The following is a 12,336-nucleotide window of genomic DNA, read 5'->3' as shown; positions in this document are numbered from 1 at the left end:
CGCGCCGAGTGCCCCGCAGGGTCAGGCGCGCGCGGCCCGGATATGCGCGCGGCCGGCGTCGCTCACTTCGACCTCGGCCACGCCGCCCGGCGCATGATGGCGGACCAGATAGCCGCGTGCGCAGGCCTCCTCCCACACCGGCAGGCGCGGGCACGACGTGCGCCACGCGTCGATCACCTCGTCGTACGGCCGCGCGCCGGGCCCGATCCATTCGAGCAGGTCGAGAATCAACGGCTCGATCGATGCCGCTTCACGCTCGGGTACGTCCGGGGGGGCTGCGTGGATCGGCGGCCCATCCGGCTTACGGTAATCGTCGACGATCGTGATGTTCATGGGGAGCTCTTGGGAACACCGTCATCCTGATCCGCGAAGGCCGCGCGGGGAAATGAATTTATCTTGCCGATTCCTGCATTTTTCTGCTCGATCGATTTTCGTCGGGCGTACGCCAGTCCGCCGCGGTGCCGACCACGACCGGACACGACTGCGGCAATGCGTGCCCGAACAGCACGGCCAGCCCGCACGCGGACGTGAACATGCCGAGACCGTCATGCCCGACACCCGGCACTTCGACGACCTGCTGCGCGAGATCGCCCGGATGCCGCTTTTTCAGGTAATCGAAATAGGCGAGCCCGCGCGCCAGCCGGTACGGCCCCTGCGCCATCGCCGCGCATGAACGGTCGATGAAATGCGTATAGGGACTCGTGTCGGCCTGCCCGAGCAGGTACACGACATGACGCGCGACGTAGCGCGTTTCGAGATCGCGCACGTCCTGCGACGCAACGTAAGGCGGCGCCGACTTCAGCCCGTACTTCCATTCGGTCGCGCGCGGGCATACGCCGCCGGCAAGCGCATCGGCATTCGGTCGCGCGTCGTCGAAATACAGGTAACTCGACGGGTTCGCGACCACATAGCGCACCGCAATGCCGGTACGCGCGAGCGCGTCCCCTTCGCGCCCTGCGACCGCATAACGCTGCAGCAACTGCGCGCCGGCAGAGTGGCCAATCAAGACAACCGTCGACAACGACGGGTACAGGCCGCGGTCGGCGAAATGCGCGAGCAATGCGTCGAGCGCCGAGAAGGAGCTGATCGGACCCGGCTGGCGCGCGGGTTCGCCGCCCTTCCATCCTTCCTGCGTCCACGCGAGCGTCGATGCGGGTAGCGAAAACGCGCGCACGTCGGCGCGTGTCAGGAATTGCGGCGCGACGATCATCGTGCCCGCGCCCGCCGCACCGGCCTTTTCGACGACTGTGCGCCCCGATGCGTAGTACGCGTCGGCATTACGCAGCGTGCCGTGAATCACGATGAACACGCGCGTGACGTCGGGCGCGGCCCGGTCGAGCGGATGATCGGCGTAGACCGGCAGCATCGCGCTGCCCTGCGGCGTATCGACGACCATGCGCTGGTCGGCGACGGCCTTGACCGGCGCTTCGAGCCGTTCGCGCTGCGCGGGCGTGGCGGCTTCGGCCGGCAGCGCGCCGGCCAGCGTGCCGGCGGCGGCGCAGGCGACCGCGAGCGGGACGGCGTATGACAAGGCGCGCGCGGCCGGCAGCGCACACGAGCGTCGGAGACTGGCAAACGCGACGGAAAGGACGGACATGGCGGCGGCTCGGGAGGCAGATATGACTTGAACGGCGATGGTCGCAGAATCCGTCGCGCGCCGCCGGGCCGTTGCGAACAACCGATCAGCCGGCCGGTTGCGCACCGCGTTCCGCATCGATGCACCGTTGGCCGGAGCGGCTCGCGCGCGGCGGTATGAGATTGCCGACAAGACGAACTAAAACGAGCGAGTTCATCGAGAGCGGTTCACGGCGCGGCCCATGCGACCCCAAGATTACGATTCCCTATCAACCCCATTGCCGACAGTGCTTTCAAGCATATCGTCAAAATACGATATAAGATTCGCCCATCGACGATACTTGTTTGCCCGATCGAAACACCCACCTTTCCATGCCGACCGAACTCGACATCGACGCGATCCTGAAAGCGCTCTCGAACCCCGTGCGCCGGGAGATCCTCGTCTGGCTGAAAACGCCAGGCGAGCATTTTCCGCAGCAGACGCTGCCGTACGAACACGGCGTCTGCGCGGGCCAGATCGACGCGCGCTGCGGGCTGTCGCAGTCGACCGTCTCCGCGCACCTCGCGACGCTGCAGCGCGCGGGGCTCGTGACGTCGACGCGGATCGGCCAGTGGGCGTTCTTCCGTCGCAACGAGGCCGTCATCGACGCATTTCACGACGCCCTGCGCCGCGAACTCTAGCCAACGGCCGAACCGGCCATCCGGGGCGCCGTCGCGCACGACGCGCACGCTTCCCCGCCTTTCGTGAAGAGGTTATCTGCCATGCCCACGTTGTTCGATCCCGTTACGCTCGGCGACCTGACCCTGCCGAACCGCATCGTGATGGCGCCGCTCACCCGCTCCCGTGCGGGCGCGGCGCGCGTGCCGAACGCGCTGATGGCGCGCTACTACGCCGAGCGCGCATCGGCCGGCCTGATCATTACCGAAGCGACGTCGGTCACGCCGCAAGGCGTCGGCTATGCCGACACGCCGGGCATCTGGTCCGACGAGCAGGTCGAAGGCTGGAAGCAGATCACGCAGGCCGTGCACGCGGCCGGCGGGCGCATCGTGCTGCAACTGTGGCACGTCGGCCGGATCTCCGATCCGATGTTCCTGGACGGCGAGCTGCCGGTCGCACCGAGCGCGATCGCCGCGGGCGGCACCGTGAGCCTCGTGCGTCCGCCGCGTCCGTTCGTGACGCCGCGTGCACTCGAACTCGACGAAATTCCGGGCATCGTCGCCGCGTACCGCAAGGGCGCCGAGAACGCGAAGGCGGCGGGCTTCGACGGCGTGGAGATCCACGGCGCGAACGGCTACCTGCTCGACCAGTTCCTGCAGGACAGCACCAATCGCCGCACCGACGCATACGGCGGCCCGATCGAGCATCGCGCGCGCCTGCTGCTCGAAGTGGTCGACGCGGCGATCGACGTGTGGGGCGCCGGCCGGGTCGGCGTGCACCTCGCCCCGCGCGGCGACGCGCATACGATGGGCGATTCCGATCCGGCGGCAACGTTCGGTTATGTCGCGCGCGAACTCGGCCGCCGCAAGATCGCGTTCATCTTCACGCGTGAATCGTATTCGGGCGACCAGTTGAGCCCGCGCCTGAAGGAAGCGTTCGGCGGCCCGCTGATCGCGAACGAGCAGTTCACGCTCGACACCGCGCAGGCCGCGCTCGCGAACGGCAGCGCCGACGCGATCGCCTGGGGCAAGCTGTTCATCGCGAACCCGGACCTGCCGCGCCGCCTCGAAATCGGCGCGCCGCTCAACCAGCCGGTGCCGGAGACGTTCTACGCGGAAGGCGAAACGGGCTACACCGACTACCCGGCGCTGAGCGACGCGGCCTGACGGTGGAACGGCGCGGGTTCAGGCGGGCACGTCCGCACGCATGAACACGCGCCGCGTTTCGTCGAGGCCGAGCGCGACGTGGTGCGCGCGGATCGCGCGCAGCGCGTCGTCGAGCGCCGCATCGTCGATGATCCGGAACCCGAGACGCGCGTAGTACGGCGCATTCCACGGCGCATCGCGAAACGTCGACAGCACCACCTGCTCGACGTGCTGCCGCGCCGCGCGCGCGATCACCTGCTCGATGAGACACGCGCCGATCCGCTGCCCGGCATGCGACGGCGCGACATCCAGTTCCTCCAGATACAGCCGCCGCGCATCGAGCAGCCGATAGAACGCGAATCCCACGCACGTGCGTTGCGGACCGACCGCGACGTACGCGCGACCGTCGTCGATCCGCTCGAGCACGGCGGCCGCATCGGTCGGCTCGGCATCGGCGATGTCGGCCATGCCGATCTCGCGAAACCGCTGCGCGGCGGCGACTTCCACGGCGGCCATCGCGGCCGCGTCTTCCCGCGTGGCGGGGCGAATCAGGATCGAGGCAGGCATGACGGCATTTCGGGCAGGCAGTCTGGAACGGCCGTCACTATAATCGAAACTTCATACGTATCGTTTCGAACGATTTCGAACGCCCGATCCACGAGGTCCGTCATGACGCTGTCCGCACTCGCCGTCTTCGCCTTCGCCCTGCTCGTCACCGCCGGCACGCCCGGCCCGAGCGTCGCCGCGCTCGTCGCGCGCGTGCTGACGAACGGCGTGCGCGACGTGCTGCCGTTCCTCGCGGCCATGTGGCTCGGCGAGGCGCTGTGGCTCACGCTCGCGGTCGCGGGGCTGTCCGCGTTCGCGCACACGTTCGCGACCGGCCTGATCGTGCTGAAGCTGCTCGGCGTCGCGTACCTGCTGTTCCTCGCGTGGAAGATGTGGACCGCGCCGACCGGCACGGGCGCGGACGACCTGCCGCGCGGCCAGTCGCCGTGGCGCATGTTCGTCGCCGGGATGCTGGTCACGCTCGGCAATCCGAAAATCATGATCTTCTATCTCGCGCTGCTGCCGACCATCGTCGACCTCACGCACGTCGGCGTCGCCGCATGGGCCGAACTGGTCGGGACGATGCTCGCGGTGTTGATCCTGGCCGACTGCTTCTGGTCGCTGCTCGCGTCCCGGGCACGGGCCTTCCTGACGTCGGCGCGCGCGAAGCGGATCGCGAACCGCACGAGCGCGACCGCGATGGCCGGTGCGGCAGTCGCGATCGCGACGCGGTAGTCCCCGGCGACGCGCCGGCCGCTAACAGCGAAACGCCTTGCGCCACACGCCCTGCTGCGGCGTGTGATCGTTGCATTCGATCAGCGCACGCACCAGCGCCCAGTCGTCGTCATCGCAGAAATCGAGCAGCATCGCGCCGTACGGGCCGGGCTGCTCGCGCAAGCGCTCGGCGAGCCGCGCATGAATGCCCTGCACGCGGCCATCGCCGTGTGCGACCACCGACGGATTCGCGCCCATCCCCGTTCCGCTGCAAAAATTGAGCGCCCAGCGGCCGCTGTCCGGCAGCGGCAGATGCGTCAGCAGCGCGTCGATCGCGCGCCACTTCCACGCGATCGACGCGGCCACCGGCACGCGATACTCGTCCTGGATCACGAACGCGCCGTCCGGATGATCGATCGTGAACGTCGCGTTGTCGGGCCATGCGGTCAGGTCGATGCCGAGCGGCCGGCCGCTGCGGAAACGCCGCAACAGCACGATCGCGCCGCGCACGTCGCCGAGCGCGGGCAGCGTGCCGCCGGCATGCCAGCGCAGCCGCGGGTGCCGCGCGCGATGCGCATCGAACGTCGCATCGAAACTGCGCGTGCACGCATGCGCCGGCCACTCGTCCTTCACCGACATCACGATGCATTCGCGCGGATGCGCATCGAGAAAGCGCGTGCAGCTTGCCAGCACGTCGTCGAACGTCATGCCGAGCGCGATGCCGCCGTGATGGATGTCGAACGCATCGCGCACGTGCCGGCAGCGGATGTCGAGCAGCCGTACGCCATGCGCGAGCTGCGCATCGAGCGGCGCACGCTGCGTGCGCACCAGCGAATCGTCGACCGTATACGCACAGGTGTCATGGCTGCCCGGTAGGGTCAGCGTATGCAGCGGCCGCGCGTCGTCGAGCGCGGACATCCAGTCGGCAGGCGGCATGCGCGTATCGTGGCGCGAAGGGATCATGAATCGATGAATGACAAGGAAAGAAAACCGTGGGTAACGGCGTCGGATGTCGCGGCGCGGGCCGGCGTCTCGCGCTCGGCAGTGTCGCGCGCGTTCTCGCCGACGGCAAGCATCGCGCCGCAAACGCGCGAACGCGTGATGGTCGCCGCGCGTGCGCTGGGCTACCAGGTCAACCTGATCGCGCGCGACATGATCACGCAGCGCAGCAGCATGATCGGCGTCGTGACGGCCGGGTTCGAGAACCCGTTTCGCGCGCGGCTGCTGTCGGACCTGATGGCCGCGCTCGGGCAGCGCGCGCTCACGCCGCTCGTGACCAATGCGGAAGATCCGCGCCAGGTCCGGCAATCGCTCGAGCAACTGCTCAGCTACCGGATCGCGGGGCTCGTGATGACGTCCGCGTCGCCGCCGCTGTCGGTCGCGCAGCAGTATCTCGAACACCGGATTCCGGTCGTGATGATCAACCGCGAAGCGAACCTGCCGGGCGCGGATGTGGTCGTCAGCGACAACGCGGCGGGCGCCACCCACGCCGCGCAGCGGCTCATGCAGGCCGGCGCGCGCCGCCTCGCGTTCGTCGGGCCGCGCGGCACGAGCTACAGCGCGCGGTCGCGCGCCGCGGCGTTCGAGCAGGCGCTCGGGCCACGCGACGCGTCCGACGCGACGCTCGTATGCGTGCTCGACACGCCGTCCGACACCCACGCCTGCGGAATCGACGCCACGCGGCAACTGTTCGCGACCGGCGAGCGGCCCGACGGCGTGTTCTGCTCGTCCGACCTGCTTGCGCTCGGCGTGATCGACGTCGCGCGCCGCGAATTCGGCTTGCGCGTGCCGGACGACCTGCGCGTGATCGGCTTCGACGATATCCCCGCCGCCGAATACGATGCGTATCGGCTGACGACGCTGCGGCAGGACACGCGCGGCCTCGCGCACGCGGCGATCGACCTGCTCGCCGACCGGATGCAGACGTTCGACGGGCCGTCGCGCACATGTGTCGTGCCGGTCACGCAGGTGGTGCGCGACAGCTGCGCGTGACGACGCACGAACGCGCGCGGCCACGCCACGCGTCACTTCAACCCGCCCGCGAACCCGCGCAGCAGGTAGCGCTGCACATAGCCGGCCACGGCCAGCGTCGGCAGCGACGCCATCAGCCCCGCGCTCATCAGGTCGCCCCAGTCGATGCCGTTCTCCGTCACATAGCCGGCAATCGCGAGCGGCAGCGTGAAGCGGCTCGGCGTCGACACGAACAGCAGCGCGATCAGGAATTCGTTCCACGCCGCGATGAACACGAAGATCGCGGTCGCGATCAGCCCCGGCGCGCACAGCGGCAGCACGATCTGCACGAGCCGCCGCGCGAGCCCCGCCCCGTCGATGCACGCCGCTTCCTCGTATTCGATCGGCACGTCGCGCACGAACGCGAGCAGCATCCAGATCGCCATCGGCAATGCGTAGATCTGGTACGCGAGCATCAGGCCGAGCGTCGAATCGAGCAGGTGCAGCCGCTTCGCGAGCGCGAATAGCGGCACCGCGATCGTGATCGGCGGCATCAGCTTCAACGCCAGCACGAGCATCAGGAACAGCAGGTCGAGCCGCGCCGGAAACCGTAGCCGCACGAGCGCATACGCGGCCGGAAACGCGAGCGCCAGCGCGAGCAGCGTCGTGCCGAAGCCGACCAGCAGCGAATTAAACAGCGGCGCGCCGATGCCGTTCGACCACACCGACGCAAAATGCGAGAAGGTCGGCGCGGCCGGCCAGATCCGCAACGGATGATCGAAACGTTCGAGCGTCGGCATGAAGGCCGCGCCGGCCATCCACAGGCACGGCAGCAGCAACAGCGCGAGCGCGAGGACGCGCAGCGTCCACGGCATCGCGTGACCGAATGCGGCGCTCGCTCGTGCGCGCGGGATGCCCGCCGATCGCGTCGTCATGCGCGCCGCTTGCGAACCGTCTGCCATACGTACCCCGAGACCAGCAGCGCGGACGCCGCGAGCATCAGCACCGACGCGGCGCTCGCCGGCCCGACGTTGAAGAAACGGAAGCCCGTGTCGTAGATATAGGTCGACAGCGTCTGCGTCGCATTGCCGGGGCCGCCGCCCGTCAGCGCATAGACCTTGTCGAACAGCTTGAACGTGTCGATCGAGCGCAGCAGCAGCGCGAGGCCGATCTGCGGCGCCGCGAGCGGCAGCGTGACGTCGCGCAGGCACTGCCATTCGCTCGCGCCGTCGGTGCGCGCGGCTTCGTACAGTTCCTGCGGGATCGACTGCAGCCCGGCCAGCACGATCAGGAACGCCATCGGCGTCCACTGCCACACGTCGACGAGCGCGAGCGACCACAGCGCGAGATGCGGATCGGACAGCCAGCGCACGCCTTCGATGCCGAACGCCGCGAGCAGCGCGTTCAGGAAGCCGTCGAAGTTCAGCCAGTTGCGCCAGATCGCCGAGCACACGAGCGTGGACAGCATCATCGGCAGGATCGCGAGCGGCAGCGCGATGCGCCGCCCGGGAAACGCGCGCACGAACAGCAGCGCGAGGCCGAAGCCGAGCGCGACTTCGGCGAGCGACGCAACGATCGTGAAGCGCAGCGTGTTGCCGAAGCCGGCGGTAAACGCGTCGTCGCCGAGCACCGCGCGATAGTTCGCGAGCCCCGCGAACGCGCGATGGCCCGCCGAATAGTCGACCCGGCAGAACGAGTCGATCAGTACCTGCGCGACCGGATACAACGCCAGCGCGGCGAGCACCAGCAGCGCGGGCCCGAGCAGCGCGACGAACGGCAGGCTGCGACCGAACGCTTTCATCCGCGGCCTCCGGTCGTCGGGTCGACGTTGACGTGCGCGGTCACTTGCCGGCCGCGGCCGCGGCCGTCGCCTGCGCGATCTTCTGCTGCGCCTGGCGCAGCGCGGCGTCGGGCGCGGCCTGCCCCGTCAGCGCAAGCTGCAACTGGTCGCCGAGAATGCTCTCGACCTGCTGCCAGTCCGTCACGCGCGGCCGCGCACGGCCGGCCTCGAGCGCCTTCAGTTGATCGGGATACCAGCGGTACTGGCGCACCAGCGCCGGATCGTTGAACACGCTGCGGCGGGTCGGCGGAATGCCGATGCCGGCGAGGCGCGTCTGCGTATCGCGTGCGGTCAGGTAAGCGAGGAAGTCCTGCGCGAGCTTCGCGTGCGGCGCGTCCTTCGGAATACCCATCTGCCAGATGCCGAGCATCGGGGCCGGGCCCGCGGTCTGCCCCGGCGGCGGCTGCAGCGCGATCTGCCCGACCACGCGCGACTGCTTCGCGTCGTCGAGCGCCGGCACCCACGCGGGCCATACCTCGATCGACTGCGCGGCCGTGCCGCGTTGCAGCGCGTCGCGCACTTCGGCCGCGCCGTACACGTCGACGTCCTTCGGCGCGAACGCCTTCAGCGCGAGGAACGTCTTCAGCGCGGCCTGCGCTTCGCGCGAATCGATCGTCACGTTGCCGGCACGGTCGAACACGTCGCCGCCGTATGCCCACAGGATCGGCAGGAAGCCCGTGACGACCGGGTTGCCCTTCGTGCCGCGGAACACGACGCCCGACACGCTCTTGTCCGCGCCGCCGACGGTCTGTGCGATCTTCAGCACGTCGTCCCAGTTGCGCGGCGGCTGCAGCTTGTACTTCGCGAGCAGGTCCTTGCGATACGCGAACATCTCGACGTTGCCGACGATCGGCAGCGCGTACAGCGCGCCGGCCGCATTGCGGCCGAGCGCGACGGCGGACGGCACGAGATCGGCATCGGCGAGCGATGCGGGCAGCGGCTTCAGCCAGCCGTTGCCGATGAATTCGGGCGCCCACGTATCGTCCATCATCACGAGGTCGTACGCGCCGGTGCCTTCGCGCATCGACAGCTTCAGCTTCTGGTACAGGTTCGCGTTCGGCAGCTTGAGCAGCTCGATCTCGGTGCCCGGATGCAGCTTGGTGAAACCGGCGACGGCGTCGGCGAGCCCCTTGCCGTAGATGTCGTCGCGTCCCGCGATGACGAGATCCGCCGCGAAAGCGTGCGTGGCGGCGAAGGACAGCGCAACGGCGGCGGACAGCGCGCGCAGGCGGCTCAGCAGGGTCATGTGGTCTCTCTCGATCGGCGTATGGAGCGGGTATGGAACGGAACGGTCATGCGTTGCACACGTGTGCAACGCCGGCGACACGTCGGGTCGCGTGAAGCGTCGCCATTGTTCACGCAGACCGTGAAGGTATTGTGGCAACGCGCAAAGCCGGGCGACCTGACGCGCGCGTTCCGTCAATCCGGGTCCATTCAGTCAAGCATACGGACGGTTTTTTTCAAGCATCGCTTTCCAGCAATCGACCGGCGCCGGACCATGCGCGCGAAGGCAGCACGGCGGCACGCGACCGACGTGCCGCCGCCAGCCGCATCCAGCATCAAAAATTCACACGAATCCCGGCCATCACTGCCAGTTGCCGGCTCGAATTGCTGTTCGCGAGCACCGGAATCTGCGCGTAGTTCGCCGCGTTGCCGTCCGCATCGGTGCCGAGCCCCGTGCCGCTCGCGATCTGGCCGATCGCGACCGCATACAGCGCGGTGCGCTTCGACAGGCTGTAGTTCGTGCCGACGTTCAGTTGGTGGAAGCGCGTCGTGCCGCGCCCGTCCGTATGGGCGGCATTGAAGATGTACGCAACGCCGCCCTGCAGCGCCGGCGTGAACATGTACGTGACGTTCAGTTCGCCGATGTCGAACGTGAACGCCTGCGTGTGCGGCTGCGCGGCGGTCGAGAAATAGCGGCTGTCGCCGAGACGCGTATGCGTATAGGTCAGCGCGACCGTCGCCGCGCCGAACGTGACCGACCCGCCCGCGCCGAACGCGCGCATCGAGCCCGCATCCTGCAGCAGGCAATACATCGCGCCCGGGTTGCTGCACGCGAAATCGCCAATATAGCCGCTCGCGCCGCCGAGCGCCGCGTCGAGCGGCTGATGCAGGTCGAGGTAGCCGACCGAGAACGCCACCGGCGCACGCGTGTACGTCGCGGCTACCGCATAGCCGCGCTTCGCGGAAAAATCCCCGGCTTGCCCGCCGAAGCTGAACGTGCCGCCGAACGTGAGGCCGTTGAAATCGGCGCTGGTGAACTTCACCGCGTTGTTGAAGTTGAATGCGGCATTCAGGTTGTCGACGTCGCCGAGATGCGAGCCGTACGGCGTCGCCCAGTTGTTGCTCGACACATACGCGCCGAGCATGTCGGTGTACGAGTCGTATTGCCGGCCGAGGCCGAGCGTGCCGATCGAATCCTGGCGCAGCCCGACCCATGCCTGCCGGCTGAACGCCGTGCCGCCTTGCAGCGCCTGCCCGTTCGCGGACAGAAACTGCTGCTCGAGCGAGAACACCGCGCTGAGCCCGCCGCCGAGCGGCTCGGCGCCCTGGAAGCCGAAGCGGGACGGCACGAGGTTGCCGCCGCCCATCTGCCATGCATGGCCGCCGCCCGTGCTGCCGTCGGCGCGCGTGAACTGCTGGTTCGTCGAATAGATGATGCCGGTATCCACGGTGCCGTACAGCGTCACGCTGCCGGAGGTTTGCGCGTGTGCGTGCATGCAACCCAGCATGGCCGCGGCTGCGGTCAGTCGTCGTCCGTTCTTCATGTCCCGCCCCTCAATGGTCATCGGTTCGCAGTGCAAACCGATGGTGTTGTCGATATGGGTGGCAGGACTTTATCCAGCGAAAATTCCGGACCTCTATCCCAAATCAGCAAATGGTGGAGGGTGCGGCTCGCGACGGCGCCCGGGGGGTGCCGTCACAATGCGCGTACGTCATGCGGGACGCGTCGTCTGGGAAGGCAACTCGCCGAACAGGTCGCGATACTCGCGCGCGAAATAGCCGAGATGCGTGAAACCCCAGCTCGCGGCGGCTTCGCCGACGCCGAGCTGCTGCACCGGCGTCGTGCGCAGCAGGCGACGCACCGCGTTCAGCCGGATCGTGCGCAGGTAGCCGACCGGCGTGACGTCGGCCACGCGCTGGAAGCTCGTTTGCAGCGTGCGGCGGCTGCAGCGCAGCGCGCGGCACAGTTCGAGCACGGTGACGGGTTCTTCGGGCCGCTCGCGCAGATGCTTCTCGCAGCGGCTTACGATATCGCTGTAGGTCGCATGCGTGATGTCGCGACGCTCGACGCCGATGCCCTGTTCGAGCGCGTCGAGGAACATGCCGAGCATCGCGTCGCGAAACATCTTGCGGGTCGCCGCATATTCGAGGCAGCCCGGGTTGCGCTGCGCATCGTCGATCAGCGCCGACAGCCGCACGCCGAGCGCGACGCCCTGCGCGTCGGACAGCCGCGTCACGTGCCGCAGCCTGCGCGCGGCGGCCGCGCCGAATTCGGCTTCGCACAGCTCGTCGATCATGTCGGACGCCGCGCTGATCCCGACGAGCCCCATCCCTTCCGGCGTATGGAATTCGAAATCCTCGCCGGCGCGCAGCGCGAGCAGCGCATAGCCGTCGACGGGCTGGCCCTGGAACGTACCCGCGAGCGGCACGGACAGCGGCACCGCGAGCGACGTGCGCCCGACCGGCGCAAGCCCGGTTTGCGCAACGCGGCGGTTGGTCGTCTCGCGGAAGAAGTGGAAATCGTCGTACAGCACCTGCGTGACGGTGCCCTTGAAGCGGCCCGGCGTCATCTGACGGTAGACCTGATGCCAGCCCGCGATCGCGAGCCCGTGATCGTGCACGTCTTCGTGTGAGCGGGACTGGAACAGCATCGGCGTCTCCGGTAAAACCCTGGGGTGCTGGAT

13 protein-coding genes are annotated in these 12,336 nt (G+C 68.5%); 4 read left to right on the top strand and 9 right to left on the bottom strand.

Translation table 11 applies throughout. From position 1 onward, the window contains the following. Positions 1 to 21: 21 nt before the first annotated feature. Positions 22 to 333, bottom strand: a complete 312-nt coding sequence (locus J8I33_RS20990) for a 3-phosphoglycerate dehydrogenase (RefSeq protein WP_209924835.1) — start codon at positions 331 to 333, stop codon at positions 22 to 24. Positions 334 to 391: 58 nt separating this feature from the next. After that, the gene (locus J8I33_RS20985; protein ID WP_245172267.1) at positions 392 to 1,597 is read right to left on the bottom strand and encodes an alpha/beta hydrolase; all 1,206 of its coding nucleotides are present in this window, start codon (positions 1,595 to 1,597) and stop codon (positions 392 to 394) included. Positions 1,598 to 1,947: 350 nt separating this feature from the next. Between J8I33_RS20985 and J8I33_RS20980 the strand changes: the two genes are divergently transcribed. After that, a complete protein-coding gene (locus J8I33_RS20980; protein WP_050017453.1) occupies positions 1,948 to 2,256 on the top strand; it encodes a helix-turn-helix transcriptional regulator in 309 nt (102 codons plus the stop codon). An 81-nt stretch (positions 2,257 to 2,337) separates the two neighbouring features. After that, positions 2,338 to 3,399, top strand: a complete 1,062-nt coding sequence (locus tag J8I33_RS20975; protein ID WP_124638467.1) for an alkene reductase — start codon at positions 2,338 to 2,340, stop codon at positions 3,397 to 3,399. A gap of 18 nt (positions 3,400 to 3,417) precedes the next feature. On the opposite strand, the gene J8I33_RS20970 is transcribed toward J8I33_RS20975, so the two are convergent. Then, complete coding sequence (locus tag J8I33_RS20970) at positions 3,418 to 3,945, bottom strand: GNAT family N-acetyltransferase (RefSeq protein ID WP_209939010.1); 528 nt, start codon at positions 3,943 to 3,945, stop codon at positions 3,418 to 3,420. A 102-nt stretch (positions 3,946 to 4,047) separates the two neighbouring features. Here J8I33_RS20970 and J8I33_RS20965 point away from each other — a divergent pair, with 102 nt between their 5' ends. Then, positions 4,048 to 4,659, top strand: a complete 612-nt coding sequence (locus tag J8I33_RS20965; RefSeq protein WP_050017450.1) for a LysE family translocator — start codon at positions 4,048 to 4,050, stop codon at positions 4,657 to 4,659. Positions 4,660 to 4,680: 21 nt separating this feature from the next. Here the strand turns inward: J8I33_RS20965 and J8I33_RS20960 are convergent, their stop codons facing one another. Further along, on the bottom strand, positions 4,681 to 5,601 hold the full coding sequence (locus J8I33_RS20960; RefSeq protein WP_160300530.1) for a phosphatidylinositol-specific phospholipase C: 921 nt from the start codon (positions 5,599 to 5,601) through the stop codon (positions 4,681 to 4,683). Between the two features lie 6 nt (positions 5,602 to 5,607). On the opposite strand from J8I33_RS20960, the gene J8I33_RS20955 reads away from it, so the two are divergent. Beyond that, the gene (locus tag J8I33_RS20955) at positions 5,608 to 6,630 is read left to right on the top strand and encodes a LacI family DNA-binding transcriptional regulator (protein ID WP_050017448.1); all 1,023 of its coding nucleotides are present in this window, start codon (positions 5,608 to 5,610) and stop codon (positions 6,628 to 6,630) included. A gap of 32 nt (positions 6,631 to 6,662) precedes the next feature. Here J8I33_RS20955 and J8I33_RS20950 read toward each other — a convergent pair whose 3' ends face one another. The 5 genes from J8I33_RS20950 to J8I33_RS20930 form a co-directional block, all read right to left on the bottom strand. Then, positions 6,663 to 7,523: a carbohydrate ABC transporter permease gene (locus J8I33_RS20950; RefSeq protein ID WP_050017508.1), complete on the bottom strand. Its 861-nt coding sequence runs from the start codon at positions 7,521 to 7,523 to the stop codon at positions 6,663 to 6,665. Then, on the bottom strand, positions 7,520 to 8,389 hold the full coding sequence (locus tag J8I33_RS20945) for a sugar ABC transporter permease (RefSeq protein WP_124555964.1): 870 nt from the start codon (positions 8,387 to 8,389) through the stop codon (positions 7,520 to 7,522). Before J8I33_RS20945 ends, J8I33_RS20950 begins: the two co-directional genes overlap by 4 nt. A 40-nt stretch (positions 8,390 to 8,429) precedes the next feature. Next, positions 8,430 to 9,674, bottom strand: coding sequence for an ABC transporter substrate-binding protein (locus J8I33_RS20940; RefSeq protein WP_124630720.1), 1,245 nt, complete (start codon positions 9,672 to 9,674; stop codon positions 8,430 to 8,432). Positions 9,675 to 9,987: 313 nt separating this feature from the next. Beyond that, on the bottom strand, positions 9,988 to 11,196 hold the full coding sequence (locus J8I33_RS20935; RefSeq protein WP_209939009.1) for a porin: 1,209 nt from the start codon (positions 11,194 to 11,196) through the stop codon (positions 9,988 to 9,990). A 168-nt stretch (positions 11,197 to 11,364) separates the two neighbouring features. Further along, complete coding sequence (locus tag J8I33_RS20930; protein WP_050017444.1) at positions 11,365 to 12,303, bottom strand: helix-turn-helix domain-containing protein; 939 nt, start codon at positions 12,301 to 12,303, stop codon at positions 11,365 to 11,367. Positions 12,304 to 12,336: the final 33 nt, after the last annotated feature.

It is taken from the genome of Burkholderia sp. AcTa6-5, from assembly GCF_017815075.1.
Classification (GTDB): Bacteria; Pseudomonadota; Gammaproteobacteria; order Burkholderiales; family Burkholderiaceae; genus Burkholderia; species Burkholderia sola.
Note: the sequence above shows the minus strand (reverse complement) of the source record. Positions and strands in the feature narration are given on the sequence as shown.

Bases quoted from the DNA above. Each gene is read 5' to 3' on its own strand.
- J8I33_RS20975 (WP_124638467.1), top strand. From the start codon at position 2,338: ATGCCCACGTTGTTCGATCCCGTTACGCTCGGCGACCTGACCCTGCCG.
- J8I33_RS20950 (WP_050017508.1), bottom strand. From the start codon at position 7,523: ATGACGACGCGATCGGCGGGCATCCCGCGCGCACGAGCGAGCGCCGCA.
- J8I33_RS20980 (WP_050017453.1), top strand. From the start codon at position 1,948: ATGCCGACCGAACTCGACATCGACGCGATCCTGAAAGCGCTCTCGAAC.
- J8I33_RS20960 (WP_160300530.1), bottom strand. From the start codon at position 5,601: ATGATCCCTTCGCGCCACGATACGCGCATGCCGCCTGCCGACTGGATG.
- J8I33_RS20990 (WP_209924835.1), bottom strand. From the start codon at position 333: ATGAACATCACGATCGTCGACGATTACCGTAAGCCGGATGGGCCGCCG.
- J8I33_RS20940 (WP_124630720.1), bottom strand. From the start codon at position 9,674: ATGACCCTGCTGAGCCGCCTGCGCGCGCTGTCCGCCGCCGTTGCGCTG.
- J8I33_RS20955 (WP_050017448.1), top strand. From the start codon at position 5,608: ATGAATGACAAGGAAAGAAAACCGTGGGTAACGGCGTCGGATGTCGCG.
- J8I33_RS20985 (WP_245172267.1), bottom strand. From the start codon at position 1,597: ATGTCCGTCCTTTCCGTCGCGTTTGCCAGTCTCCGACGCTCGTGTGCG.
- J8I33_RS20935 (WP_209939009.1), bottom strand. From the start codon at position 11,196: ATGAAGAACGGACGACGACTGACCGCAGCCGCGGCCATGCTGGGTTGC.
- J8I33_RS20970 (WP_209939010.1), bottom strand. From the start codon at position 3,945: ATGCCTGCCTCGATCCTGATTCGCCCCGCCACGCGGGAAGACGCGGCC.
- J8I33_RS20930 (WP_050017444.1), bottom strand. From the start codon at position 12,303: ATGCTGTTCCAGTCCCGCTCACACGAAGACGTGCACGATCACGGGCTC.
- J8I33_RS20965 (WP_050017450.1), top strand. From the start codon at position 4,048: ATGACGCTGTCCGCACTCGCCGTCTTCGCCTTCGCCCTGCTCGTCACC.
- J8I33_RS20945 (WP_124555964.1), bottom strand. From the start codon at position 8,389: ATGAAAGCGTTCGGTCGCAGCCTGCCGTTCGTCGCGCTGCTCGGGCCC.